17 protein-coding genes and 1 tRNA gene are annotated in these 26,155 nt (G+C 61.7%); 7 read left to right on the top strand and 11 right to left on the bottom strand.

The features are described 5' to 3' along the window. Positions 1-38: 38 nt before the first annotated feature. Both AC1DYW_RS02940 and AC1DYW_RS02935 read right to left on the bottom strand, forming a co-directional pair. Positions 39-1,577: a sugar ABC transporter ATP-binding protein gene (locus AC1DYW_RS02940; RefSeq protein ID WP_095084325.1), complete on the bottom strand. Its 1,539-nt coding sequence runs from the start codon at positions 1,575-1,577 to the stop codon at positions 39-41. Positions 1,578-1,682: 105 nt separating this feature from the next. Then, positions 1,683-2,645: a sugar-binding protein gene (locus AC1DYW_RS02935; protein ID WP_095083299.1), complete on the bottom strand. Its 963-nt coding sequence runs from the start codon at positions 2,643-2,645 to the stop codon at positions 1,683-1,685. Between the two features lie 578 nt (positions 2,646-3,223). Here AC1DYW_RS02935 and AC1DYW_RS02930 point away from each other — a divergent pair. Both AC1DYW_RS02930 and AC1DYW_RS02925 read left to right on the top strand, forming a co-directional pair. Further along, entirely contained in the window at positions 3,224-4,336 is a 1,113-nt protein-coding gene (locus AC1DYW_RS02930) for a LacI family DNA-binding transcriptional regulator (protein WP_457150154.1), read from the top strand. A 468-nt stretch (positions 4,337-4,804) separates the two neighbouring features. After that, entirely contained in the window at positions 4,805-11,857 is a 7,053-nt protein-coding gene (locus AC1DYW_RS02925; RefSeq protein ID WP_477225056.1) for an SdrD B-like domain-containing protein, read from the top strand. A gap of 309 nt (positions 11,858-12,166) precedes the next feature. Here AC1DYW_RS02925 and AC1DYW_RS02920 read toward each other — a convergent pair whose 3' ends face one another. The 4 genes from AC1DYW_RS02920 to AC1DYW_RS02905 are packed head-to-tail and all read right to left on the bottom strand — an operon-like array spanning position 12,167 to position 15,742. Beyond that, positions 12,167-12,928, bottom strand: coding sequence for a hypothetical protein (locus AC1DYW_RS02920; protein ID WP_477225055.1), 762 nt, complete (start codon positions 12,926-12,928; stop codon positions 12,167-12,169). Beyond that, positions 12,928-13,701 carry a hypothetical protein gene (locus tag AC1DYW_RS02915; protein WP_477225054.1) on the bottom strand — a complete coding sequence of 258 codons (774 nt, stop codon included), beginning with the start codon at positions 13,699-13,701 and terminating at the stop codon, positions 12,928-12,930. Before AC1DYW_RS02915 ends, AC1DYW_RS02920 begins: the two co-directional genes overlap by 1 nt. Further along, entirely contained in the window at positions 13,701-15,515 is a 1,815-nt protein-coding gene (locus AC1DYW_RS02910) for a hypothetical protein (protein ID WP_477225053.1), read from the bottom strand. The genes AC1DYW_RS02915 and AC1DYW_RS02910 overlap by 1 nt, the downstream gene beginning before the upstream one ends. Further along, on the bottom strand, positions 15,515-15,742 hold the full coding sequence (locus AC1DYW_RS02905; protein WP_477225052.1) for a hypothetical protein: 228 nt from the start codon (positions 15,740-15,742) through the stop codon (positions 15,515-15,517). The genes AC1DYW_RS02910 and AC1DYW_RS02905 overlap by 1 nt, the downstream gene beginning before the upstream one ends. 324 nt (positions 15,743-16,066) lie before the next feature. On the opposite strand from AC1DYW_RS02905, the gene dcm reads away from it, so the two are divergent. Genes dcm through AC1DYW_RS02890 form a run of 3 tightly spaced genes read left to right on the top strand, consistent with a single transcriptional unit; the run spans position 16,067 to position 19,120 of the window. Continuing rightward, positions 16,067-17,311, top strand: coding sequence for a DNA (cytosine-5-)-methyltransferase (gene dcm, locus AC1DYW_RS02900; protein WP_477225051.1), 1,245 nt, complete (start codon positions 16,067-16,069; stop codon positions 17,309-17,311). Beyond that, entirely contained in the window at positions 17,304-17,759 is a 456-nt protein-coding gene (locus AC1DYW_RS02895; protein WP_477225050.1) for a very short patch repair endonuclease, read from the top strand. The genes dcm and AC1DYW_RS02895 overlap by 8 nt, the downstream gene beginning before the upstream one ends. Then, complete coding sequence (locus AC1DYW_RS02890) at positions 17,756-19,120, top strand: type II restriction endonuclease (RefSeq protein WP_477225049.1); 1,365 nt, start codon at positions 17,756-17,758, stop codon at positions 19,118-19,120. Before AC1DYW_RS02895 ends, AC1DYW_RS02890 begins: the two co-directional genes overlap by 4 nt. A gap of 136 nt (positions 19,121-19,256) precedes the next feature. On the opposite strand, the gene AC1DYW_RS02885 is transcribed toward AC1DYW_RS02890, so the two are convergent. The 3 genes from AC1DYW_RS02885 to AC1DYW_RS02875 all read right to left on the bottom strand — a co-directional run bounded on the left by AC1DYW_RS02885 (position 19,257) and on the right by AC1DYW_RS02875 (position 20,273). Beyond that, positions 19,257-19,333, bottom strand: a tRNA-Arg gene (locus AC1DYW_RS02885). A 239-nt stretch (positions 19,334-19,572) separates the two neighbouring features. Then, complete coding sequence (locus AC1DYW_RS02880; RefSeq protein ID WP_477225048.1) at positions 19,573-19,701, bottom strand: hypothetical protein; 129 nt, start codon at positions 19,699-19,701, stop codon at positions 19,573-19,575. A 158-nt stretch (positions 19,702-19,859) separates the two neighbouring features. Then, the gene (locus AC1DYW_RS02875; RefSeq protein ID WP_477225047.1) at positions 19,860-20,273 is read right to left on the bottom strand and encodes a YybH family protein; all 414 of its coding nucleotides are present in this window, start codon (positions 20,271-20,273) and stop codon (positions 19,860-19,862) included. A gap of 135 nt (positions 20,274-20,408) precedes the next feature. Here AC1DYW_RS02875 and AC1DYW_RS02870 point away from each other — a divergent pair, with 135 nt between their 5' ends. After that, a complete protein-coding gene (locus AC1DYW_RS02870) occupies positions 20,409-21,311 on the top strand; it encodes a LysR family transcriptional regulator (protein WP_477225046.1) in 903 nt (300 codons plus the stop codon). Between the two features lie 183 nt (positions 21,312-21,494). Here the strand turns inward: AC1DYW_RS02870 and AC1DYW_RS02865 are convergent, their stop codons facing one another. Further along, positions 21,495-22,406 carry a DUF1003 domain-containing protein gene (locus AC1DYW_RS02865; protein WP_477225045.1) on the bottom strand — a complete coding sequence of 304 codons (912 nt, stop codon included), beginning with the start codon at positions 22,404-22,406 and terminating at the stop codon, positions 21,495-21,497. A 604-nt stretch (positions 22,407-23,010) separates the two neighbouring features. Beyond that, entirely contained in the window at positions 23,011-23,922 is a 912-nt protein-coding gene (locus AC1DYW_RS02860) for a D-alanyl-D-alanine carboxypeptidase family protein (RefSeq protein WP_477225044.1), read from the bottom strand. Between the two features lie 386 nt (positions 23,923-24,308). On the opposite strand from AC1DYW_RS02860, the gene AC1DYW_RS02855 reads away from it, so the two are divergent. Beyond that, positions 24,309-26,123 (top strand): methyl-accepting chemotaxis protein, encoded by a 1,815-nt coding sequence (locus tag AC1DYW_RS02855; RefSeq protein ID WP_477225043.1) that lies wholly within the window; start codon positions 24,309-24,311, stop codon positions 26,121-26,123. Positions 26,124-26,155 lie beyond the last annotated feature (32 nt).

Raw genomic sequence — 26,155 nt, 5'->3', positions numbered from 1 at the left:
TGAGCAGATCGCGCTTCCCGCGACCCCGCGGCAAAAAACTATTTCGGCTGCTTGCCCACAGCCAGCAGCAGCACGTTTTCCTGGCTGAACTGGTCCTTGTCGAGAATGCCCGATATCTGGCCCTCATGCATGACGGCGATGCGGTCGGACACGCCGATCACCTCCTCCATGTCGCTGGAGATCATCAGCACGGCGACGCCGGCGTCGGCCAGCGCCCGCATCAGCCCGTAGATCTCCGCCTTGGCGCCGATATCGATGCCGCGCGTCGGCTCGTCGAGGATCATCACTTTCGGGTTCATGGCCAGCCATTTGCCGAGCACGACCTTCTGCTGGTTGCCGCCCGACAGCGTGCCGGTGCGTGTCTGCACCGACGGCGCCCTGATGCCGAGATTGCTCTTCTGCTTTTCGGCGGTGGCGGTCTCGGCACTTGCCGAAACCAGCGAGCGGCGCGCATGCGCCGGCAGATTGGGCAGCGAGATGTTCTGGGCGATCGACAGGTCGAGCAGGATGCCGGTCAACTTGCGGTCCTCGGGCACCAGGAAGATGCCGTGGGCGACGGCATCCGCCGCCGAGCCCAGCGCAAGCGGCTTGCCGCCAAGCTCGAGGGCACCGCCAAGGCTGCTGTCGATGCCGAAAAACACCCGCGCCAGTTCGGTGCGGCCGGAGCCGACAAGCCCGGCAAGGCCGAGGATTTCGCCGCGCCTGACATCGAGATCGACAGGCCGGCTGGGATAGGCAGGAGTGCGGATGGCCTTGGCGGCAAGCGCGACCGCGCCGGGAGCCCGCGCGGCCTCGGAGGCTTTTTCGCGCTCCTTCAGCATGCGGCCGATCATCAGCTTGACCATCTGGTCGTGGTTGATGGCGCTCTTCTGCAGCGTGCCGGCAAGCATGCCGTCGCGCAAAACGACGACGCGGTCGGCGACGCGCTCGACCTCATGCAGGCGGTGCGAAATGAAGATGACGCTGATGCCATCGGCCTTCAAGGCCTTGATGACGTCGAGCAGTTTGTCGGTTTCGGCGAGCGGCAGGCTCGATGTCGGCTCATCGAGGATGACCAGCCTTGCCTTGATCGACAGCGCCTTGGCGATCTCGACCATCTGCTGCTGGGCCAGCGACAGAGCGGCAACCGGCGTGTCGGCCGAAAAATTGGCGCCGACGCGCTTCAGCAGCGGCGCCACCATGGTGCGCAGCCGGGCGCGGTCGACGAGCTTCAGTGCGCCGGCTCGCAACGGCTCGCGGCCAAAGAAGATGTTGGCGGCAACGTCCAGATTGTCGAACAGGTTGAGTTCCTGGTGGACGAAGGCGATGCCCGAACCGAGGCTGGCTTCGACCGAGAGCCCGTCATGCGCGATGCCGTCGACCGTGACGGTGCCGGTGTCGGGCCTGGTGACGCCACCGAGGATCTTCATCAAGGTCGATTTGCCGGCGCCGTTTTCGCCGACGAGGCCGATGACCTCGCCCGGCCTGACCTCCATGGAGAAGCCATCGAGCGCGACGACGCCCGGATAGGTCTTGCGCACGTTCTCGAGCGTGAGGAACGGGGTGGACGCCGTTATGGATGTTTCGGAATAATTCATCACGCCTGACAGCAGCCGGTGGGCCACAGACTGACCGGCCTTCGCCGGCCCGTCAATACGAATGCCGGCCCGGGGCGAACCCCGGACCGGCGCAATTGCTCTGTCTCAGTTTCCGGACATCGCCTTCAGATTGGCGGCATAGGCGTCGACGTCGTCCTTGCCGATGATCTTGGTGGGGATGATGATCAGGCCGCCCTCCGGGATGCCCGACTTGTCGCCCTTGAGATAGGAAGCCATCAGCTTCATGCCCTGATAGGCCCATTCGAAGGGCTGCTGCACGACGGTGGCGGCAACGGTGCCTTCCTTGACGCCGCCCAGCGTGATCGGATCGTCATCGAAGCCGACGACGGTGATCGAGCCGAGCTTGCCGGCGTCGCGCAGCGCTTCATAGATGCGCGGCGTGTTGTAGGAGTAGAAGCCGACCATGCAGGTGACGTCGGGGCTGGCGACCAGCGCGTCCTCGACGTTCTTCTTGGCGCGCGCCTGGTCGATGTCGTCGCCACGCACGTCGACGAGCTCGATCTTGGTGCCGGCGAGGCCGTCCTTCATGCCCTGGATGCGTTCCTTGGCATTGTCGGCGCCGAGCAGGCCGACGAAGCCGAGGCACTTGCCGCCATTGGGCATCGCCTTCTTGGCGATCTCGGCCGCCTGCTTGCCGGCATCGACGTTGGACGAGCCGATATAGGCGACACGCTTGGTCTGCGGGGCGTCGCTGTCGGTGGTGAACAGCGCCGTTTGCGAGGCGATCTTGTTCAGCCCGTCGGTCGAGGTTTTGGGATCGACGGCCGAGACCATGATGCCCTTGACGCCGGCCGTAACCAGGTCATCCATCAGCCGCTGCTGGATGGCGACGGAGGACTGCTCGGGATATTTGAGCTCGAGATTGTAGTCCGGCAGTTCGCCTTGCGCCTTCTTGACGCCGGCTTCGGCGGCCTTCCAGAAATCGGAAGCGCCGTTGACGACGAAGGCCAGCGTCGGCTTGTCGTCGGCGCGTGCGATGGCCGTCGCCGTCAGGCCGATGAGCAGCGCCGCTGTGGCTACGGATGCATTTCGTATCAAGGATTTCATGTTCAACCTCCCGTTTGGCTCAGTCGTTCGACTGACCGATCTTAGTCATCTGGAATTTGCCGTCTGCAGCTTGAACGCCCTCCTCCTCAAAGGGTCCCGGCGCCGAAACAACGGCGTCGTTCCAGCTGCGATCATGGACTTTAGAGACTCATCCTTCGTTCGTAAATAGTCCGATTTGTCAGACATATCACTTGTCCGAAACACAGCTTGCGGAGGTAGTATCCGCTCGCCATCGGGCTATTTTTACGCAATCCACCGCTCCCGGACCGACCGGGCCGGATGCGATGGATTGACGGTACAGCGCATTTTTGTATTAGTAAACAGTATTAGTTTTTGAGCCGTATCCAGGGCAGTATTGCGGTTTCGCGGCGCACCTGCCGGCGAGCCGGCGCATTGCGTGCGTCTGAGAGCAAGCCTTGTGGCTTTTGGGTTTCGAACCCTGTGGCACTGCGTGAGAGATGGACCTCGAGAGCGCTAATAGATATAAATGATCGCAGCGATCTCTATAAATCGATAATGTCACGCCATCTTGTCGGCCTCACCGGCTGCCGCTAGACAGGCCTAGGATTGGGGATGCCATGAGCGAGACGACGGATCCGGAAACCCTCGACACGGCGAAGCGGCGCAAGCCGCTGGCAAAGAGCGCCAGGGGTCGCGTCACCATGACCGACATCGCCAGGGCCGCCGGCTGCTCGCAGGCGACCGTTTCCTTCGTGCTCAACAATTCGCCCGGCATCAAGCTGTCGCAGCAGACGCGCGAACGGGTGATCGAGGCCGCGCGCTCCCTCGGCTATGCCGCGCCGGCATTCTCCGCCCTGCGGGCGCCCGTGGCCTCGTTCGAAGGGCTTGACGGGGTTATTGGCTTTGCCGTCGACCAGCTTGCCACCAGCCCCGAAGCCGTCGTCGCCATCGAAGGCGCGCGGCAGGCCTCGTGGAACGCGGGCAACGTGCTTCTGGTGGCGCAGACGCTGGGCGATTCCGTCATGGAGCCGCGCGCCATCGCCGCCTTGACCAAGCGGGGCATTTCGGCGCTCATCTACATGACCATCTTCACCCGCGAGATAACCGCACCCGACTATCTCTACGGCCTCGACATCCCGGTGATCCTGCTCAATTGCTACACGGCGGACTATGCCTTCCCCGCCGTGGTGCCGAGCGAGATCGCCGGCGGCCAAAGCTCCACCCGCCACCTGATCAGCCACGGCCACCGCCGCATCGCCACCATCACCGGCGAGCCTTGGATGCAGGCTGCACAAGATCGGCTGAAGGGCTATCGCCGCGCACTCGCCACCGCCGACATCCCGTTCGATCCCGAACTGGTGGTCGAGGGCGACTGGTCGGCCAGCGCCGGCTATGCCGCGACCGTCAAGCTTTTGGCGCTGAAGGACCGGCCGACCGCCATCTTCTGCCAGAACGACCGCACCGCGATCGGCTGCTACGAGGCGCTGAAGGAAGCCGGCCTGCACATCCCGCAGGATATTTCCGTCGTCGGCTACGACGACGAGGAAATCGCCCGGCATTTGTTCCCACCGTTGACGACCTCGATCCTGCCGCACATGGCAATGGGACAATGGGCGATCGAACAGCTCGAGGTGCCCGCGGCGCCAGGGCGAGGACGCTATCCGATCACCAAGCTGGAATGCCCGCTGGTGGAACGGGAGAGTGTGCGGGCCGTGGCGGCCGTGTCCTAAAAAAACGCGTCGCTTCTGAAGAGATACAGGCGACGCGCTTTCGGTCTTCCATTGTCGATAGGGCCGTCGCTGCCCGGTTGTTCGCAGCCACGCAAAAGTCCGCCCAGAAATAGTCAAATGCCGCGAATTGACCGCGAGCAAGTCCCGACCTAGCGTCCGCCGCGGTTGGGTTTGGTTTGGGTTACCTCAAGAATTTGGTGCTTGAAACGGATGCGCTGTCCGGCATCCGGGCGGACAGCTGTGTCCTGTCGACGGGCTCCAGCAGGGCACAAGGGGCGGATGACGCTTGAGCGGCAGGTCTTTTCGGATGGCGGGGCGCGACCCCTCGCGCGCCTGCGGTCCAGGACGCGGCGCGTTGGCGCATTCCTCTTGCCGACCAGGGTCGGCGGCTAACCCAGAGGATCAAGTTTTGCGGCGAACCCGGCCATCACCGCCAGGCGTCGGTGCGGGCGCTAACGAGGGACGACGATGACCACTTTCACGATTTCCGACCAGGCCACCCTCAACGCGGCGATCACTGCTATCGCGGGCCGCGCCGGGACAGACATCTTCAATTTCACGACCAGCTTCACGCTCAGCGGGAATATGACGTCGCTGTTCCTCACGGCCGGCGAAAACCTGACGATCAACGGCAATGGCCAGACGATTGACGGCGCCAACACCTATGGCGGCTTCGTCATCGAGCACGGCACAGTCGCCATCAACGACCTCGACATCGTCCATACCACCGCAAGAGGCGGTACTGGCGGCGTGTGGCAAGGCAATGGCAGCGGCGGCGGCGCCGGGCTGGGCGGCGGCCTGTTCGTCGGCGCCGGCGCCAATGTGACGATCAGCAATGTCGATTTCACCGGCGACCGGGCAATCGGCGGCAATGGCGGCGGTATCAGCAGCACTTTTGCCAATGGCGGCCTGTGGAATGGCTTCCTCAACGATGGCACCGGCTTCGGTGCTGGCGGCATTGGCGGGACTGGCTCTGGCCCTGGCGGCAGTGGTGCAAGTGGTGGCTTCGGCGCCGGCGGCGGCGCGGCCACACCTTCTGCCGGCGCACCCAATGTGCCTGGAAATGGCGGCTGGGGCGCTGGCGGAGGCGGCGTCGGAAGCTTCAGCCATGCCGGATATGCCGGCGGCGGCGGCGGCCTGGGAGCAGGCGGTGCCATCTTCGTCGATACGCTTGGCACGCTGACCATCGCCGGAGGCACGATCTCCGGTGGCGCAGTGCAAGGAGGGGCGGCGGGCCCGAATCAGGGCATCGGGGTCCAGGGCGGCGGCGGCGGCGGGTCAGCCGGCTCCGGCATCTTCCTGCACGGCACGACCATCAATTTCGCGACGGCGCTCGGGCAGATCTCGACCATCAACGACGTCATCCAGGACGGCGACGGCATCGGCGGCATCGTCATGAAAGGCGCTGGAACGCTGCAACTGGGTGGCGCCAACGGCTTTGCCGGCGGCATCACCGTCTACAGCGGCACGCTTTCACTGGCCAACACAACCGCCGCCGGATCGGGCGCCATCAACTTCTTCGGCCATGGCGCGCTGCAGCTCGCTTCGGGTGTGAACATCGCCAACCAGCTCAAGAATTTCGGCACATCCGACACGATTTCACTGCTCGGCTTTGGTTCGGCGACCGGCGTCTCGTACGATTCAGGCACCCACATCCTGACGATCACACGCGCTTCCGGCGGCAGCGAGATCCTGCAGCTCGATGTCACCCACAGCTATCTCGGCAATCATTTCGTGACATCCACCGACGTCAACGGCAACACGACGATCGCGATCTCCAACCTTCTCGCTGACGGCGATTTCCAGTTCATCGATCTGTCGGACACCGGCCCCGGCGTGAGTATCGATCACACTGCCGGCAATACGGTGGCTGGTGTGCTGACGGGATGGACCGGGATCGGCTCCTTCGGCGCTTTCGCGCCGACATCAGCCGTTTCGACCGGCTTTGCCGGCAGCAATATCGGTTTTTTGGGTAACGGCAGCAGCGTATCGCAAACGGTCAACGCGCCTGGAAACTTCGACAGCTACAGTGTCGCTTTCGACCTCGGGAGCCGGGCCGACACGGGCAACGGAACCACTGTGCGGGTGCAGGTGTTCGCGGGCGGGATCCAGATAGCCTCGCAGGACTACGACACCTCATCGGCTGTGCAGGCACATGGCAGCGTCGCGCACTACGTGCTGAACACAGCCGCGCTTGACGCGACCACACGCGGCTTGGCCGTCAAGGTCCTCATCACCGAAATCGGCACTGGCCAGACGCTGTTCGACAACGTCGTGCTGACCGGCATCGACACCACCACGCCCGTAGTGACCAACCACCTCCAGACCGACACCGGCATTTCCAGCATCGACACCCTCACCAACGTCGCGACCCTGACCGGGACGGGCGACGCCAACGCGATCGTGCATTTCACCGTCGACGGCACGCTCGTCGGCCAAACGGCGACCGCCAACGCCGCCGGCGTCTGGACATTCACGCCGACCGGCCTCTTGAATGGCCCGCACACCATCATCGCGAGCGAAACCGACGACGCCGGCAACACCGGAACCTCGTCGACGACCTTCACCCTCGACACCACCTTGCCGGCGGTGACCAACCATCTCCAGACCGATACCGGCATTTCCGGCGCCGACACCATCACCAATGTCGCGACATTGACGGGATCGGGTGACGCCAACGCGATCGTCCACTTCACCGTCGACGGCAACCCAATCGCCCAGACGGCGACCGCAAACGGCGCCGGCGTCTGGACATTCGCGCCGACTGGCCTGCTGGACGGCCAGCACACCATCGTGGCGACCCAGACAGACAACGCCGGCAATACCGGAACGGCGTCGCTGACCTTCACCCTCGACACCACCTTGCCGGCGGTGACCAACCATCTCCAGACCGATACCGGCGTTTCGGGCAGCGACACCATCACCAACGTCGCGACGTTGACCGGAACGGGTGACGCCAACGCCATCGTCCACTTCACCGTCGACGGCAATGCCGTCGCCGGGACGGCGACAGCCAACGGCGCCGGCGCCTGGGCCTTCACGCCGACCGGCCTGCTGGACGGCCAGCACACCATCGTGGCGAGCCAAACGGACGCCGCCGGCAACACCGCAACGTCTTCGCTGGACTTTACCCTCGACACCAGCGCGCCGACGCTGACGATCTCCAGCGATAGCGACCGGATCCACGCAGGCGAATCGGCAACGATCACGTTCACCTTCAGCGAGGACCCCGGGGCGACCTTTGCGTGGGATGGCTCGACGGGCGATGTCACGGTCAGTGGCGGTACGCTCAGCGCGATCACCGGCACGGGGCTGACGCGGACAGCCATCTTCACGCCCAACGCGGTGCATGGCAGCATCGGCGTCGCCGGCACAACCTATAGCGATGCCGCCGGCAATCCCGGTGGCGCAGGCAATGCGCTGGCGCTGACCGGCCTCGATCACAACATGGTCAGCGGCACCGCGTTCGACGACAAAAACGGCAACGGCATCAATGACGACGGTGCCGTGCTGAGCGGAATTACCGTGCACCTTCTAGGCACGGACCATCTCGGCAACGCGGTCAACGTCTCGACCACGACCGGTCTCGACGGAGGCTATTCCTTCACCGACATCGTGGATGGAGCCTATTCTGTCCAGTTCGACGCCGACGGTCATATTTTCTCACCGGCGAACCAAGGTGGTGATGCCGCCCTCGACAGCGACGTCAATTCCCTGGGCATCGCGCCGACGATCGTCCTCGTTGAAAACGCCGACATCTCCAATGTGGACGCTGGCATGGCCGTGCCCGCCACGGTCGGCGATTTCGTTTTCAACGACACCAACCTCAACGGTCGCCAGGACGTCGGCGAGGTGGGAATTGCCGGCGTTTCCGTCTCACTTGTCGACACATCCGCGGCGCATAACATCCTGGCAACCGCCACCACCGATGCGAACGGGCACTACAATTTCACCGATCTCCTGCCGGGTTCCTATCAGCTGCAGTTCACGGCGCCCTCGGGATATGTGCTGACGACGCAGGACTCGCCTGTCTCCAACGACGCGACCGACAGCGACGTGTCCGTGTCAACCGGCCTGACAGGTGCATTCAGCTTGATCGAGGGCCAGAACGACACCAGCCGCGATGCCGGCATGTATGCCTTGCCGACCTTTGCCGGTCTCGACGGCGACGCGGCGACCTTCACCGAGGACGGGCCGGCTGTCCGTCTCGATACCGGCACCGCCGCTTCGCTGGCCGATGCCGACGGCACGATTTTTTACACCTACGATTCAAACAGTCTGCCGCAGCCCGGGCATCTCACGGTCTCGATCACCGGCGGCGGCACGGCGACCGAGGACGTGCTTGGCTTCGACACCTCAGGCGATGTTTCGCTTTCCGACGGCCTCACCGCCGGCAGCGTCGTCACGGTCGGCGGGGTAACCGTCGGAACGATCGCGGCCGGTGGCGATGGCCAGAACGGACATGACCTGACCGTCACTCTCGATCTCTCGCTGAACAACGCGAATTTCGAAACGCTGCTGCATGCGTTGACCTATTCCAACAGCAACGGCGCCGATCCATCGGCAGCCGACCGTACGGTCACCGTGAGCTTCGACGGCGACCTGCGCACGCATACGGCAACGACGACGGTCCACGTCTCCGCCGTCAACGACGCGCCGGTAGCCGCGAACGACAGCTACAACGCCAGCGAAGACACGCAGCTGACGATTGCGGCGCCCGGCCTGCTGGCCAACGACAGCGATGCCGACCACGATCCGCTGACGGCGCTGCTGGTCAACGGCCCGTCGCACGGCGTGCTGACGCTGAATGCCGACGGATCGCTGAGCTACACGGCCGACGCCAACTACAACGGCGCCGACAGCTTCACCTATAAGGTCGGTGACGGGACGACGACCTCGAACGTCGCCACGGTCAGCATAAACGTGGCGGCGGTCGACGACCCCGGGCTTGCGGCTGTCGATTCCTTCTCGACCAACGAGGCGACGGCGATCGGCCCGGGCTTCAACGTCTTCGCCGACAATGGCGACGGCGTCGATGTCGACATCGACAATCCCCTTTCAGTCGCCGCCGTGAACGGCGTCGCCGGCAATGTCGGCACCGAGATCACGCTGGCCTCCGGCGCGCTGTTGACGCTGAATGCGGACGGCACCTTCGACTATGATCCCAATGGCGTCTTCAACGATCTGCCGGGTGCGTCGTCGGGTGCGAGTAGCACGACCGCAACCGACAGCTTCACCTATACGCTCGCCGGCGGCAGCATCGGCACGGTGACCATCACTGTCCATGGGGTCGATGGCGACGGCGACAATCTGATCGGCACGGGGGGCGCCGACACGCTGAATGGCGGCATCGGCGCCGACACCATGCATGGCCTTGCCGGCAACGATATCTACTCTGTCGACAATGCCGGCGACCAGGTGTTCGAGGCGGCGGGCGAAGGCACCAATGACACCGTCCGGACATCGGTCAGCTATGCACTTGCCGCGGGCCAGCAGATCGAGACGCTGGCAACGGACAATGTTGCCGCCACGACCGCCCTCACCCTGACCGGCAATGAGTTCGCTCAAACCATCATCGGCAATGCCGGCGCCAATATCGTCGACGGTCTTGGCGGCGCCGACACCATGCAAGGCGGCCTCGGCAACGATACCTACATTGTCGACAATGCCGGCGACCAGGTGATCGAGGCGAACGGCCAGGGCACCGACAGTGTCTTCAGCTCCGTCTCCTTCAATCTCTCCGGCCAGGAGATCGAGATCCTGACGCTGACTGGCACAGGGTCCATCAACGGCACCGGCAATCAACTTGCCAACACCATCACCGGCAACAGCGGCGACAACGTCATCGACGGTCTTGGCGGCGCCGACACCATGCAAGGCGGCACCGGTAACGACAGCTATTATGTCGACAATGCCGGCGACCGTGTCTTCGAGCTCAACGGCCAGGGCACCGACAGCGTCTTCAGCTCGGTCTCCTTCAATCTCTCAGGCCAGGAACTGGAGAGCCTGACGCTGCTCGGCGCCGCGAGCATCGACGGCACCGGCAACTCGACCGCCAACGTTCTCACCGGCAATTCCGGCGCCAACACGCTCATCGGGCTCGGCGGCAACGACATGCTGGACGGCAAGGCCGGCGCCGACACCATGCAAGGCGGCGTCGGCAACGACATCTACTATGTCGACAATGCCGGCGACCATATCATCGAGGCCAACGGCCAGGGCACCGACAGCGTCTTCAGCTCGGTCTCCTTCAACCTCTCCGGCCAGGAGCTGGAAAACCTGACGCTGCTTGGCGCGGCAAACCTCGACGGCACCGGCAATTCCACCGGCAATTTTCTCACCGGCAATGCCGGCGCCAACACGCTGTTCGGCCTCGGCGGCAACGACACGCTGGATGGCATGGCTGGCGCCGATAGCATGCAGGGCGGCCTCGGCAACGACACCTACTTCGTCGACAACATCGGCGATCATGTCATCGAGCTCAACGGCCAGGGCTTCGATACGGTCAACAGCGCCATTTCGTTCAACCTCTCCGGCCAGGAGCTGGAGAACCTGACGCTTCTCGGCGCAGGCAACATCAACGGCACCGGCAATTCGACCATCAACGACATCACCGGCAACAGCGGCAACAACATCCTCGACGGCCTCGGCGGCGCCGACACCATGCGGGGCGGCCTCGGCAACGACACCTATTTCGTCGACAATATTGGCGATCATATCTTCGAGCTCAACGGCCAGGGCACCGACAGCGTCTTCAGTTCCGTCTCCTTCAACCTCTCGGGCCAGGAGCTGGAAAACCTGACGCTGACCGGCGCGGGCAACCTCAACGGCACCGGCAATTCGACCGGCAACACGCTCACCGGCAATGCCGGCGCCAACACGCTCATCGGCCTTGGCGGCAACGACACGCTGGATGGCAAGGCCGGGGCAGACACGATGCAGGGCGGCACCGGCAACGACATCTACTTCGTCGACAATGCCGGGGACCGGCCAATCGAGCTCGACGGCCAGGGCACCGACACGGTCAACAGTTCCGTCAGCTTCAATCTCTCCGGCCAGGAACTGGAGAACCTCAACCTGCGCAGCGGGGCCTCCATCAACGGCACCGGCAACCACATCGACAACGCCATCACCGGCAATTCCGGCGACAACATCATCAACGGCCTCAGCGGCAACGACACGCTGACCGGCGCGCAGGGCCATGACAGTTTCCTCTTCACCACCGCACTCAGCCTAGTCGTCAATGTCGACACCATCACCGATTTCTCGGTGGTCGACGACACCATCGTGCTCGATCACGCGATCTTTGCCGCACTGGCCGGCAACGGCACGCTGAGCGCCGACCAGTTCACCGCCAACGCCTCCGGCACCGCGACCTCCGCCGACCAGCACATCATCTACGAGACCGACACCGGCTGGCTCTACTACGACAGCAACGGCGATGCCGCCGGCGGCTCGAAGCATTTCGCGACGGTGGCGGCGAACCTGGCGATGACCAATGCGGATTTTGTGGTGGTGTGAGGGGGAAGGCGAGAGCCACTATCTGAGGGGGCTAGCCTGCCGCAGGACATTTCCGTGGTCGGCTACGACGATGAGGCCTCATCTCGTCGCTGACGACCTCGATCCCACATGGCGATGGCTAGTGGGCAATCGAACAGCTCGAAGTGCCGGTGGCGCCGCCTGGAAGGGGGCGCTATCCCATCACCAAGCTGGAGTGCCCGCTGGTGGAGCGGGAGAGTGTATGGGCGGTGGCGGAGATGCTTGCGGCCACATGAGCAATGGCTAGGAGCTCGCCACCTGGAATCCTTCTATGCTATTGCCACAGCCTCGTCATTCGCGCCCAACGGCTGTCTGTCTGACTTCTTTATCGATTGAACTCTTCCATACGTCGAATTCGTGCGGAAAAATGGCGATCAATTCTGCGTGCGACATCACTTCCGCTTCAAATGTCAGATCAAACTGCCGCAGGACCGCGCCAAAACGACGGGCGCTGCCTCGAAGACTGCCGGCAGTTCCGCGCTTTGGGCGACGGGTAACAGGATCGAGATAAAGTCGACCTGCAGCGGCAATGATCGGTCGGCTTGCCAGAACGCTCTGCCGGCCGCCAAACTGTTCCAGAATCTCTCCGTGAACGCTCAGCGGGTGTGGCGCCTCGCGCGACGACACCAGCAGAAAGCGTGCATTTTCGCCATGGTCGCGAACAAGCTGCCATGGCGTGCGCACTAGGTGGCGATAATAGTGCCGATAGTCAGGACTGAGAATATATCGATATGCCTTGTCAGGTTTGCGTTTTCCGCTGGCGGAGGGAGGACAGACGAGATCAAACCAGACGAGCGCCAGCGCAGACCAGAGGCCGGCGTCGCGCGAAATCACATTGGCATCAAGCGGTGTCAGCAACTCTTTAAGATACCAACCGAACTCGACTCGATCGGCGAAGCTATGTTTCACCGGTACGATAGCTACCGGCAGAGCTTCGGATGTCTCGGGGTTAGTTAGCAGCGAAACAGGCACAGGGCCGTCGGCACCCTCGGCAATCCAGTCAGCGAAGCGGCGCAGGCCCTCATCGTTCAGTTTTCTTAATACAGCACTCATCAGTGGACCCCCTCCGCTGCCTTTCTGATCCGGTCGACAAAGAGATTCTGCCGGCAGAATGCTAGGACGACCTCATCCACCCACTCTGCCCGCTCTTCTGCAGACAGACCGTCGAGGTCACTCTCGATACCAAGCTCGTCATGGCAAAACCGCAACCATTCAGCTTTCCAGTCGGCTTCATCCTCGGCATCAATCGACGTGAAAGACGCTAGTTTTTCCAGCACGATCCGCAGGGCCATCGGCATCATAACGCCGCGAAGCAATTCATCGGACAGCATTCGCGTCGGAAAGGTTGTAATCCTGCTGTTCAGGACCAGTGAGGGTGGAGTGTCCTCATCGACATCGACGTACCAAATCTGATCGCCGATGTTCCGATAATAGATCGGGAAAATGCTCCGGCGGCCGTCGTCATCTTCGCCACTTCTGGCGCGTATACGCTCGACTGATCCGAGCAACCGTCCGTTGACACCATCACGATCAACTACCTTGACGCGAAACTGGATAGTGCCACCGACATCAATCTCGTCCAGTGCCATAGCCGGAGGAATTCGAAGCTGTCCGACGGTCCCACAATCAAAGCGCATGGTCGATGAGCTGTGGTAGGCCTCGATGGCAACTCCGGCAGATGGTGGAAAATCGAGTCCGACAAGATTAATCGAAGCGGTAGCTTTCAGGATGCCATCGGGAGCGCCCTCAAGCAGGCGGATGTCGACAGCGTCATGCCGGATGCGCTTGCGTCCGGTAAAATTGATATGTCTCTTTGTCGTGGCCATCAGGCAGCCCTCGCATCAACAACAATGTCGCGGTTTTCGTCAAACCCGTGAGCTGTAATGCTGAAGTCGGGTCCAGTGACCTGCACGTCGAGCGTGTTGGGTTTCACAGGGTCAACATTGGCTGCGCATGCCTCGATATCGATTCCGCCCTTTGTCAGATCAAAATCGAACTTGCTGTGACGGTTGAACGGATTGGCGCCGATCAGGTCATATGCAACGCGCACACGCACCATTTTCGGGAACGTCCATTTCGCTGCGCCGGGCCCTGCGACGACCTGGAAGCCGCCCTTGCGCGGCTTGATACTGATTGCCTTCTCGCGCGGTACTGCGTTGATGTCAGGCTTGCGGCTGCGTTTCTTTTTTCCGGCCGACGACTGAGTATGATCCGCCAGCGAAAACAGGTCGATCAGCGCATTGCGGTCCTCGCGTTCGATCTGATCGGCGATACAGCCATAGAGCTCCCGCAGGGCATGACGGATATGCTTCAGAGTCGGCGACGGCAGTTTCCAGCGCTCCGATAGTCTTTCGGCGTTGGCATTCCAGGCTGTATGGGCAGGGTTCTCGGCATCACCCAAAAAGGCCACAACGCCCCCGTCTGCCGCAATCATCGCACCCCACGCATGGGCGCCACTGAAATAACGCATCTCACCCGGAACGGTGATGGATCCGCGTACAAAGAGAGCAAACGGCTTGTCGGTTTCGGGCACGGACTTAAGAAAGAGATCTACGTGACTGACGCGCTCGCCACCACCAGCAGGCTTGAGCTTTACGCGAACACGCGCGTGAATGAGGCTGTTTTCGGAGAATGACTTCTTCATTGCAGCGATGTCATCGCCGGAAAAACTTTTTTCCTCAAGGCCGCGGCCATTCATCGCGGAAGCAGCGAGGAACGAAGGCGTTTGCTGCAGTTGTGCGCTTACCTCCTCCACGAACTGCAGAGGAATAGCGATGCCATGGCCGCCGGAGAGACTGTCAGCAACCTGGTGAAACGTCTTGCGGTCGATAAGGGTTGAGCCAACCTCAACCACAAGGTGTCCGGCAAGAATGGGGAAATAGTAATTGCGAACCACTGCGCTGATTATCGTGGACTCGGTGACGTTCAGATTCAGATAGGGGATAATCAGCGACAGACCGGGCTGGCCCGATCGCATGACGCCGCTAAGCTCGGTCAGACTGCTGATCTCGGCAGCATCTGTTACGGGCATTTGCAATCCCTCGCTGTTGCGTTCACTGAACCAGAAGCCGTGGGCAAGATAACGTTTGCCCCCGATCTCGTGATTGCGAAGTACTGCCTGCCCAAGAAGGAGCGGCGAAGTATCGCCGGAGCGCAGTGTCAGGCCAAAGAAGGCTCGGATTTCGGATGATCCCGAGAAGACGAGCTTTCCAAGCCCCCAACGACCGCCAGCGTTACCTCCCTTGCCGGATCGGCCGTGGCGACGCCAGAAGTTGTGAAAATTGTCGCCGTCCAGAGCGCCAGGGTTTCCGGTAAGGCCTCGGGTGCCGAAGTCTTCTATAACCAGCACTCGTGCATGATTTCTGTCCAGGGAATTGGCGCTAATCGCACATTGCGCAAGATGAGGCCGAAGGCTCGCAAAGCGGGATCTCAGTACAGCTGCCCCGCCGGCATCGAGATCGCGGATCGCAAAGCGAACCTTGACCATCGTACCACCAATGGCGGCATCCGTGGAATTCTGGATAACTTCACGGATAAGCGCCTCGGAGAGCTCGACTTCATCATTATTGAACTGGTCACGCTGCGTCAGATCCTGCTCGACCTGAGCCATAGGCAACTCTTCAAAAGTCCAGGCTGTCATTATTCCTCCAGCGTAAATTCATTGTCGCGGCCGCCGCCGTCCTCACCAAATTTCCCTTTTGCCGAATCCATTTCCTTCTGGATCGCGCGAAACATTTTTTTCACGTCGTCGTCTGTGAAGCTGTAGGCGCTTTTGTTGGAAAGATTTCCGATCAGCCGGATATCCCTGATAGCCCTGTTCACTCTCGCTTGGGCCAACTTGATGAACTTCTGTCGCTTGTCCCGCATTTTTCCCTGCCTGATGTTGCACATTTCTCACACATTGCGGATCTCTGAGTCAACACATTTCGCGTACATTTCTGAAATGTTGGCAACATTGAAAAAAAAGGGACGTTGCACCTTGGCCCTTGAGGTGGCGCGTGCGCGTTTTGTTGCATTGTTGCCGGCACAAGCCTCGCTGGGTCAGACGGAGGCCGGGACAAATCGCGCATCCAAAAACAAACCACTGATTCTCTTGTGGATTCTTTTCTAATATTTTTCTTGTTCCCGATATGTTCTGATGACATCATGTCATAAATATTCCCAGCGATTCTGCGCCCAGGAGGGTCATCCATGCATACATTCTCGGAACTCAGACAAAGGGCCGGTCTCACCATCCAGGAGGCTGCGCGATGTGTAGGTTTCGACGAGAGGACAGTCTATCGCTGGGAGCGGGGTGAGGCTAACCCGCGTAGAACGGTGATCGAGCTGCTACGCATTATGGCCGACAGCAGGATCGACACTCATGCGACTTCGTTTTCATTTATCGATCTGTTCGCGGGGATCGGCGGCATGCGCCGTGGTTTCGAGTCAATCGGCGGGAAGTGCGTGTTTACATCTGAATGGGATCGTTTCAGCCAGGAGACGTACCGGGCCAACTACCCGATGGATCATGAACTGGCAGGCGACATTACGAAGATCGAGGCGGATGACATTCCGGAGCACGATGTGCTGCTCGCAGGTTTTCCCTGTCAGCCCTTCTCGCTTGCGGGCGTATCAAAGAAGAACTCCCTCGGCCGGGCTCATGGATTCCAGTGCGACATGCAAGGCACGCTGTTTTTTGACGTGGCACGCATTATCGCACATCACCGCCCAAAGGCTTTCCTCCTCGAGAACGTGAAGAACCTGCAGAGTCATGACAAGGGGCGCACGTTCGATGTGATCATGAAGACGCTTCAGGAAGATCTAGGTTATCAGGTTCATACGCGCATCGTCGATGCGCGCTTATGGGTGCCTCAACACCGGGAGCGTCTTTTCCTGGTGGGTTTCCGTGAGAAGAACGATTTCAGCCTGGATAACCTGATGCTGGCTGATCCCGCGTCTGGTCCGCGCCTGTCTTCCATCTTGCATCCGGAGGACGGATCAGAAGCGGCGGACGGGTACTTTATCGAAGGCAATCAGGGCGAGGTCTCGCCACGTTATACGCTGTCGGGTCACCTGTGGGGCTATCTTCAGGATTACGCAGAAAAACACCGCCTGAAGGGCAATGGATTTGGCTTCGGGCTGGTTGGGCCGGGTGATGTCGCGCGCACGCTTTCAGCGCGCTATCACAAGGACGGGTCCGAGATACTGGTCAAGCAAAAGCGAAAGAACCCCCGTCGTCTGACACCGCGCGAGTGTGCAAGGCTCATGGGTTTCGATAGACCGGGCCAGCAGGAATTCAGGATTCCGGTTTCAGATACGCAGGCCTATCGCCAGTTCGGCAACGCGGTTGTTGTCCCTGTTGTAGAAGCAGTGGCACGGCATATGGAGCCCTTTCTCCAGACGGCGATGGAAGAAGACGCTGCCAGCCGCAGGAAGGTAAGGGCTTTTGCCTGATGTCGTAGACCAGCAAACCCGCAGCCGGATGATGTCCGGTATCAGGGGCAAGAATACTCTGCCCGAGCTGGCGATACGGCGCGGGCTGCATGCCATGGGATTTCGCTTTAGGTTGCATGCAGCCGACGTGCCTGGGAAACCTGACCTGGTGCTGCCGCGTTTTCATGCGGCCATTTTTGTGAATGGCTGCTTCTGGCACCAACATGATTGTCATCTTTTCAAAATGCCCTCCACGCGGCCGGAGTTCTGGCAGAAAAAGATCGTGAGCAATGTCGCTCGCGACCAGGCCGTGCGCGCTGCATTGGAGGAAAGTGGATGGCGGCAGATGGTCGTGTGGGAATGCGCCCTCAAGGGGCGAACGAGCCTTCAGTTTGACGCGGTACTGCAACGGATTGTGGAGTGGCTTAAAGGGAGCGAGCTGACAGGCGAGATCAGAGGGACCGCATGAGCACGCAGACAGAATTTGCATTTCAACAGTCAGGTGCCGATGCCGATCTTCTGACCCGGCTGCTGGAAAAAGCCGACCTTGTTCTGATCAAGAAGCTTTCGAACAATGACCGCGACTGGGCACGCTATGCGAACAAGCACCAGGCGGGCGTCTACATCCCCCACGAGCAGCGAGACAGTGGCTTCTTCCCTCCTCTTGAGCTGAAGGACCGCAAGGACGGCAAACTGGACGAGATCTGGGAGCGTAAATTCCGGACCGTCTGGCCGCAGGTCGATGAGCCGGAAAAGAAATCAAGACTGGTGAACTACAGAAGCAAGGGGGAGGAAACACACCTTACCGGTGTGCCGAAAGCTGCGTTTGCCGAACTGCTCCCTGCCTCGCTTCTGATCATGGGGCGGCTAAAGGATGGCGATGAGATATTTTTCGAATGCCTGACGATCGACTCGGACAGTGATGAAGCAACGCTTTTGGCCGACATCTTCGATCTTCAGCCTGATTTCCTGATTGATATTTTCGAGCCGGCCGAGCGCAAGAGGGCGGAGCTTGATCGCATCCTGAACTTTGCCGAGCAGGTGATCGCAGCCTGGATCGCCGGGAACATTACAAGCTTCGCGCACAACAACGCTGCTATGCCGCCGACCGTCGATCTGGCACGCATGGCGCGCGATGCATACAGCAGAAAATACGGGCTCGAAAAAATTGATCCGTTCAAACTGGAAGCGCCGGGTGATGCCCTGCGCGAAATCAGTCGCATGATCGAATGGGATCTGTTTCGTGAATACCAGCGCCGCGAGCGATCGGTCGAACTGGTCCGGCTGGTGCTGGGGGATGAACCGAAGGAAGTTAGCGCCAGCGCAATCATCCGGAAATTGATTGACGAGCTTCCGTCGATCGATGCGCTGATGCTCTCGGCGAGCCAGCAGCGCAAGTCGCGCGCCGGTTATTCGTACGAGCACCACATCGAGGCAATGCTGACCGATGGAAACATCCCGTTCGAGAAACAGGTGATCCTGGCGTCGAAGAAGCGGCCGGACTTCATTCTGCCGTCGCTGGCATTCATTGACAGCGGCACGGCTGGCTCTGAAACCGGCCTGATCCTCAGCGCGAAAACGACGCTCCGCGAACGCTGGAAGCAGGTCGAGCGCGAGAAAGGATCACGTCCGTTATTCCTGACGACCGTCGATGAAAACATCGCTGGCAGTGTGATCGAGGATATGGCGTCAATCGGCTTATCGCTCGTGATCCCCGAGAGTCTCCGGAAAGCAAGGGAGACAGAGTACGATGGCCACTCCAACGTGCTGAGCTTTCGCGATTTCTGCGAGGGCGTTGTGCGGCCCCATTTGGCAATCTGGACAGCCTGACGCCGTTACGTCGCAGTGATTGACCGGCGATACGGTCGAATGGCACGATTAGGCTCCAAGACCCCTTCGGGCCAAAAGTGTTACCGATGTCTCCGGTACAAACCGTAACCTATGTCCAGAATGGACCAAGATGAGCTGGCGCACCCGACAGGATTCGAACCTGTGACCTCTGCCTTCGGAGGGCAGCGCTCTATCCAGCTGAGCTACGGGTGCTTCCCGGCGATCCGGAAAACGAACCAGCCGGTGAACCGGCAAGTCACGGCTTCTTAGCGGAAGCAGGCGCTGGCTTCAACGGGCAATTGGCGATTAGCGTCATCCGAGGGTCGAGCGCCGGACAGGCTGATCAGGTTCGCGCTCCGCCCGGCCTTCGCAGGCTCCCTGGCCTTCGGGCGTTCAGCCCCTTCAAAAAGGTCCACTGGACCTTTCGATCCGCCCGAAGGCGGACCGGAGCTTCACCGTTCGTCGTTCGGAAAGCCGAGCAATTGGCTTTCCGTCCGCTGCCGCTCCTGCGACAGGATCGAGATGTCGCGCGTGGCCACGTCCGTGGGGACCGACTGAAGGGCGGCCCACATGCCGAACATGGCGGTGCGCCTTCACGGCGCATGCGCCAGTCGCCGACGGGCGGGCGAGGTTGGACCTCGCCCAGCCCCGCGACCATTCGGTCAAGTGCAGCTGCGATCTGACGATCCATCGAAAGGACCATGGCGGCTTCCTTTCCTGGGCTTGCTTTAGCCCCCAACTAGGTTGTGATGATCTTGCCGTCCCATTCCCCGCCGACGGGGGATGAGGCGTGTTCATGGAACAGCTTCCACTCGCCGCCCCGCCGCTCGAAGCAGTCGGTCTGGCGCACCCAGGCATGCTTGGTCTCGCCGTTCTTGAGCACGATCTTGGCCTTCTGGACCGTACAGACGATCCCGATGTCGCCGCTGATCTTCACATCCTCTTCGAGGATGTCGATGTCGCAGGATTTGAACCCGCTGAACACGCGGTCGAACATCTTCTTCGCCGGCTCACGGCCCCTTGAAGCGAAGGCCGGAATGTCGAACCACAGCGCATCGTCCGCCCAGTGCCGCGTGCTTTGCTCAGCGGTCATGGACGTGGCCATTTCCTTCACGATGTCGGTGAGGGCCTTCTCGTCGGTGCTCTTGGTCATGGCGATCTCCTTTTCGAATGCGCCAGGGGGCTTTCCTCCGGCGGATGAGAAAAGAACTATTCTTTCCTTGAACGAGGGGGTAGAAAACCGATTGGAATACAATCAATTCCATTTTAGGAATGGATGGAGACGCAGATGGACCGTATGGGCGCCATCAGCCTGTTCGTCCGGGTGGTGGACGCCGGAAGCTTTTCCGCTGTGGCCCGCACCTTAAGCGTCGGGCAGCCGGCGGTGAGCAAGCAGATCGCGGCTCTCGAAGCACACCTCGGCGCGCAGCTGCTGCAGCGGACGTCCCGCAGCCTGACCCTTACCGAGGCCGGCCGTGACTTCTACGAGTCCGGCGTGCGACTGCTAGGCGACCTCGAAGCTGCGGAGTCCCGTGTGGGACGCGGCGTCGTCGCGCCATCCGGCCTGGTACGAGCCAATGTGACACCCGTCTTCGGCCGGCTCTATATCGTGCCTCGGCTGACCGCGTTTTTCGCCAGCTATCCCGGGGTATCCGTCGAACTGGTCGTCACCGATCACCTGGTCAACCTGGTCGAAGGGGGCGTCGATCTCGGTATCCACAATGGCGAACTATCGGATTCCAGCCTGATCGCCAGGAAGATCGCCCAGACGCCTATCGTCACCGTCGGCACCCCCTCCTACTTGGCGGAGCATGGCGAGCCACGGATGCCCGACGATCTGGAACGACACGCTTGCGTGATCTATGCACCCGATGGCGCGCCACGTGTCTGGGAGTTTTCGAGCCGCTTCAGTCCCATCGTCCACCACCCAAAGGGCGCCTTCCGCACCAACGACGCGGAACAGATCCGCGCGGCCGTCCTGGCTGGCTTGGGCCTGGCACACACACCGGGCTGGCTGTTCGCCGCGGAGATCGCCTCCGGAACGGTGCGGGAGGTGTTGAAGGATTACTCGCGCCCAAAGCTTGCGATCAGCGCGGTCAGGCCCAACGCAAGGTTCCTCGCTAGCAAGGTCAGGGTCTTCATTGACTTTCTGGCTGAAATTTTCGCTGAAGAGCCCAGTCTGGCCCTCTAAAGGTTTTTCGAGAGAGATGGCGCACCCGACACGATTCGAACGTGTGGCCTCCACCTTCGGGCGTTCAGCCCCTTCGAAAGGTCCACTGGACCTTTCGATCCGCCCGAAGGCGGACCGGGGCTTCACCGTTCGTCATTCGAAAAGCCAAGCAATTGGCTTTCCGTCCGCTACGCGGACCACTCCTCACCCCTTCACCGCCCGCGCCCTGCGTGGCGCGCGCTTGGGCTTCTTGGCGCCGGCTAGTTCGTGCATAGCGTCGAGCTGCATCTGCTGCATTTCGGCCAGGCGGGTCCATTGGCGCGAGATGAGGTAGTCGAGCTTTTCGTGCAAATGGCGCACTTCGAGCTCGGCCTTGAGGTTGACGCGGTATTCGTTGAAGGAGCGCAGGCGGTCCTTGGTCTCCTGCCGCTTCTGGCTCATCATGATGATCGGCGCTTGGATGGCGGCGATGCAGGAGAGCAGAAGGTTGAGCAGGATGAAGGGGTAGGGATCGAAGGCGCTCACCGTGCCTTCGAGCAGGTTGATGCCGATCCACACCAGAAGCACGGTGGCGAAGGAGATCAGGAACCACCAGCTGCCGCCGAAGGCGGCCATGTTGTCGGAGACACGGTCGGCAAATGTCCGGTGCTCCTCGAACTCCTCCTCGCTGTTTTCGGAAATGGTGTCTTGCCTGGCGATCGATTCGACCACCTGGCGGTCGAGCTCGGAGAATTCGCCATGCTCCTGCTGGAGCAGCTCCTCCATGTAGCGCATGCGGTAGCGGCCAAGCTCGGCGCGGCTGATACGGGCGCCCGCCGGCAGGTCCGGATGGTCGGCATGGATGCGGTCGGCGAGGCTGGGGCGCAGGGTGTCGATGCGGACCAGATCGCGCTTGCGGAATTTCCGCCCCGAGATCGCCGATGGCTTTTTCTTCGCCTTGGCGTGTGACGCGCCTGGAGCCGATGGCTCCGAGTCCGGCACTTCGGGCACCTCGGAGTGCTCGTCCGAACCATGTTCGGCATCGTGCTCGCCAATGGTCGGCGCCTCGAAATATTCGCTGCCGCCATCGTTCTGGTTGTCTGCCGCCTGTTCCGGCGTTTTCGGGACGGTGCTCATGGTGCGGGCTCCTGATGGGGGTGCTCAGCTTGACGATACGCCTATGCCGCAACATCGCCAGCATCGCGACGGTTTTCGCATGCCGTACAAGTTCTTGTGATCGACCTGAAGGGGGCGGTGGCAGGCATGGCCGAAGAATGCAGCGGCGGGATGGAAGTTCGTTCGGTAGCGATCCTTCCCACCCCCCTCTGTCCTGCCGGACATCTCCCCCGCAAGGGGGGAGATTTGATGTCACAACGGCTTTCGCCAATCCCCAACGTCGAAGAAAAGGCGCCGTCAGAGCAAACTGCCAATCTCCCCCCTTGCGGGGGTTGAGGAGTGGTCCGCGTAGCGGACAGGAAGCCAATTGCTTGGCTTTCCTAACGACGAACGTCCGGCAGGACAGGGGGGTGCTGTCCCGCCGACATCACACGAACTTCAGCACCGCGGCAGCGCTCCGAAGTCGCGGCATGGTTAGCGGCGGCAACAAAAAACCCGCCTCGCGGCGGGTTACTCGTCCAGTAGGTCAGTTGGCGCAAATCAGCACCATATCCGAATCTATAGCACAATTGCCCTCACCGGGCAATCCGTCGGCGGGCAGCCGGGCGCGTATTCGGGCTGCTCCTCACTGCTCCGCGAACATCAGCCTGGTCTTTGTGTCGGCCATAGCGGGCGACAGGCTGCGCTGGATCAGCGCCTCGACATGGTCGTTGCGCTGGCGGGCGCTGTCGGCGCCCATCACCACCACGATCAGCTGGCGGCCGTCGGCCTCGTAGGAGGTGACGATGTTGAAGCCTGAGGCCCTGATGTAGCCGGTTTTGATGCCGTTGACGCCGCGCACGCGGCCGAGCATGTCGTTGTGGCCGCGCACCAGCCGGCCGCGGAACATGAAATCGCTTTCGGAGAAATAGTGGAAGTGCTGCGGGAAGCGGGAATGCAGCGCCATTCCGAGCACCGCCATGTCGCGCGCCGAGCTGTGCTGGTCGTCGTCGGGCAGGCCGGACGCGTTGCGGAACACGGTGCTCACCATGCCGAGCTGGCGCGCCTTGGCGGTCATCATGGCGGCGAACTGCTCTTCCGAGCCGCCGAGATACTCGCCGACCGCCACCGCCACGTCGTTGGCCGACTTGACGACAATGGCGCGGATCGCCGAATCGACGTCGATGGTCTCGCCGCGCCGGAAGCGCATCTTGGTCGGCGGCTGCGAGGCGGCGTGGTCCGACACCGGGATCTGCGTCTCCTTGGTGACGCGCCCGGACTCCAGAGCCTCGAACAGCAGGTACAGCGTCATCATCTTGGTCAGCGAGGCCGGATAGCGCTGCGCCGTCGAGTTGACCTCGAACAGCTGCTTGCCGGTTTTGGCGTCGACGACGATGGCGGCATATTTCTGCGGCGGCGCCGGCACTGCCAGCACGGCATCCGGCGGCGTCACGGTCGTGCAGCCGGCAAGCAGCAGCAACAGGCCAAGGGCCGCGAAAAGTCTCTGGACGAGCGTAAGGGAACGCGAGTTGAACAAGGGCAAGTCTATTCTGGTCATGCTGTTGCTGAGATGAGGCGAAGCTAACGTAACCCGCCAGCTGCGTCCAACTGGTTAATGCCGGTCTCAGGGCAATTCCCCTGGGTTTTGAACGGCGCCAACCGATTCTAGCCACATCTTCCGGATGTTTGCGCTGCCCCTCACCCCTACCCTCTCCCCGTGAAGAACGGGGAGAGGGGGTCGCTGGCGCTGGAGCTTCTCCCTTCTCCCCGTTCTTCACGGGGAGAAGGTGCCGGCAGGCGGATGAGGGGCAGCGCCGACTTGGGATAGTGGTGGCGCCCCTTTCGAGCAGCCGCCCCGAAATCGCCTGTTTCCTGTCTTCCCTTGCCAAAACCGCGCTTCCTGTGGGAAGGGGCGTGGCATCTGTCGGCTTGGGGGGCTTGGGCATGACGAACATCGGGGCTGGCGGCGTTGCGCCGTCGCTTATCAAGGCATCACTCAGCCGCACCGGCAAATGGGCCGGCAGCATCGCCTTTGTCGGGGGCGCTGCTTCAGACATCCTCAACCCGCTGGCGCCGTTCGCCGCCTATATCGCGCTGGTCGCCTCGGTGGCGGCGGTCATCATCGCCATTGCCATCGTGCTCAGGCTGGTGCTGGCGGCCAAGGCACTGCCGGCCTTGATTTTCGCCACCAGCGCCGCCGCCGTCGCCGGCGGCGTCTACGGCCTGCAACAGCAGACCAATTCGCAGAACGGGGTGATCGCCAGCCTGGTGCCAGCCATCGCCGGGCTGCAGCAATCGATGGGCATCGTCTCGGAGAAGGTGGCCAAGATCGAGCAGACCGTCACGCAAACGCAAAAGACGGTCGAAGCGGTCAAGCAGTCGACCGACACGGTGGCCAAGAAGACCGACGAGATCGCGTCGGCCCAGCAGCAGCAGACGCAGCAGACCGCGCAGGTGCAGAAGACCGCCGAAGAGGTGAAGAAGCAGACCGAGACGCTGGCCGCCGGCCAGGCGCAGCAACAGGCCCAGACCGAGAAGCTGCAGGCGACGACCGAGCAGATCGCCGCCTCGATCGACACCATCGCCAAGGGCTTTGCCGCCCTTGCCGCGCAGGGCGGGGCGATCGCCGAGCCGAAGCGGCCGGACGAGTTCTATCACAACGCCCGCGTCTACGAATTGTCGGGCGACATGCTCAATGCGCGGCGCTCCTACCTCGCCTTCGCCGGCTTCGATGTCGATGCCATCGATCCCTACACGCGCTTTGCCACGCTGCTTCGGGTGCAGGACGGCAAGGCCGGCGCCCGCGAGGTGTTCGGCGCCCTTTCCGACAAGGGCAAGGCACTGTCGATCAAGCTCGTGCATATCCTGCAGTTCGACGACGCCCAGCGCCTCGACAAGCTCAACGCCTTCATCGCGGCCAATCCGGATTTCGCACCGGCCCATTTCCTGTTGGCGCAGGAGTTCTCGGAAGATCGCCTCGGCGCCCAGACGCTGGCCGACAAGCGCAACGAGGCCAAGGCGCTGACCAAATTCATGTCCTACGAAAAAGACGGCGGGCTGCTCAAATATTTCGTCGACCAGACCCAGCTCGCCGACTGGCAGGACCGCAGCCGCAGCCGGCTGGCGGCCCTTGGCGACGTGCTCGATCCCTCGCGCTTCGTGCCGACGCTGACGCCGATGCGCTCGAACCAGGGCTGGTCGATGACCATCTCGCTGCCCGAGCCGGCAACCGCCATCTCCTGGCGCATGGGCGACAGCGGCCCGTTCACCGACACCGGCTTCCTGGCGCTCAATGACCAGACCACCGGCAAGCCGATGCCCAATCCGAGTTTCGAGCTGCCAAGCAGCACCGCAGCCGGCACCATCGCCGTCAAATATCTCGACATCAGGGGGCGCGAGACCGGCCCGTTCGACATCCGTTTCGACCCGGAGGCAGCACTCCAGCAAGGCGACAAGCAGATCCTCGACCAGTTCTGGACCTCGTGGATCGCCTTCGACTCCGGCGGCAATCACGGCCTGGTCTATTTCACCCAGATGCTGTCCTACCGCTGCGCCATCAAGGAGGTGCATTACAGCCTCAACGGCGCCGCGCTCGACAAGGCGTTCGAGATACCGCCCTGCGACAAGAAAGACCCCTACGCCATCCCTTACGAGGCCAAGGGCTACATCAAGGTTGCCGACAGCGTGACGTCGATGTCGGTGCAGGTCACCTATACCGACGGCACCAAGTCGCCGGTGCGGGAGTACAAGCGGCAGTAAGCCTTTCATGGCGATGGCTTCGGGTCGAGATT

Source organism: Mesorhizobium sp. P2_D5 (assembly GCF_056404355.1).
This window is presented reverse-complemented; position numbering and strand designations above follow the sequence as displayed.

Bases quoted from the DNA above. Each gene is read 5' to 3' on its own strand.
- AC1DYW_RS02940 (WP_095084325.1), bottom strand. From the start codon at position 1,577: ATGAATTATTCCGAAACATCCATAACGGCGTCCACCCCGTTCCTCACG.
- AC1DYW_RS02935 (WP_095083299.1), bottom strand. From the start codon at position 2,645: ATGAAATCCTTGATACGAAATGCATCCGTAGCCACAGCGGCGCTGCTC.
- AC1DYW_RS02930 (WP_457150154.1), top strand. From the start codon at position 3,224: ATGAGCGAGACGACGGATCCGGAAACCCTCGACACGGCGAAGCGGCGC.
- AC1DYW_RS02925 (WP_477225056.1), top strand. From the start codon at position 4,805: ATGACCACTTTCACGATTTCCGACCAGGCCACCCTCAACGCGGCGATC.
- AC1DYW_RS02920 (WP_477225055.1), bottom strand. From the start codon at position 12,928: ATGAGTGCTGTATTAAGAAAACTGAACGATGAGGGCCTGCGCCGCTTC.
- AC1DYW_RS02915 (WP_477225054.1), bottom strand. From the start codon at position 13,701: ATGGCCACGACAAAGAGACATATCAATTTTACCGGACGCAAGCGCATC.
- AC1DYW_RS02910 (WP_477225053.1), bottom strand. From the start codon at position 15,515: ATGACAGCCTGGACTTTTGAAGAGTTGCCTATGGCTCAGGTCGAGCAG.
- AC1DYW_RS02905 (WP_477225052.1), bottom strand. From the start codon at position 15,742: ATGCGGGACAAGCGACAGAAGTTCATCAAGTTGGCCCAAGCGAGAGTG.
- dcm (WP_477225051.1), top strand. From the start codon at position 16,067: ATGCATACATTCTCGGAACTCAGACAAAGGGCCGGTCTCACCATCCAG.
- AC1DYW_RS02890 (WP_477225049.1), top strand. From the start codon at position 17,756: ATGAGCACGCAGACAGAATTTGCATTTCAACAGTCAGGTGCCGATGCC.
- AC1DYW_RS02880 (WP_477225048.1), bottom strand. From the start codon at position 19,701: ATGTTCGGCATGTGGGCCGCCCTTCAGTCGGTCCCCACGGACGTGGCC.
- AC1DYW_RS02875 (WP_477225047.1), bottom strand. From the start codon at position 20,273: ATGACCAAGAGCACCGACGAGAAGGCCCTCACCGACATCGTGAAGGAA.
- AC1DYW_RS02870 (WP_477225046.1), top strand. From the start codon at position 20,409: ATGGACCGTATGGGCGCCATCAGCCTGTTCGTCCGGGTGGTGGACGCC.
- AC1DYW_RS02865 (WP_477225045.1), bottom strand. From the start codon at position 22,406: ATGAGCACCGTCCCGAAAACGCCGGAACAGGCGGCAGACAACCAGAAC.
- AC1DYW_RS02860 (WP_477225044.1), bottom strand. From the start codon at position 23,922: ATGACCAGAATAGACTTGCCCTTGTTCAACTCGCGTTCCCTTACGCTC.
- AC1DYW_RS02855 (WP_477225043.1), top strand. From the start codon at position 24,309: ATGACGAACATCGGGGCTGGCGGCGTTGCGCCGTCGCTTATCAAGGCA.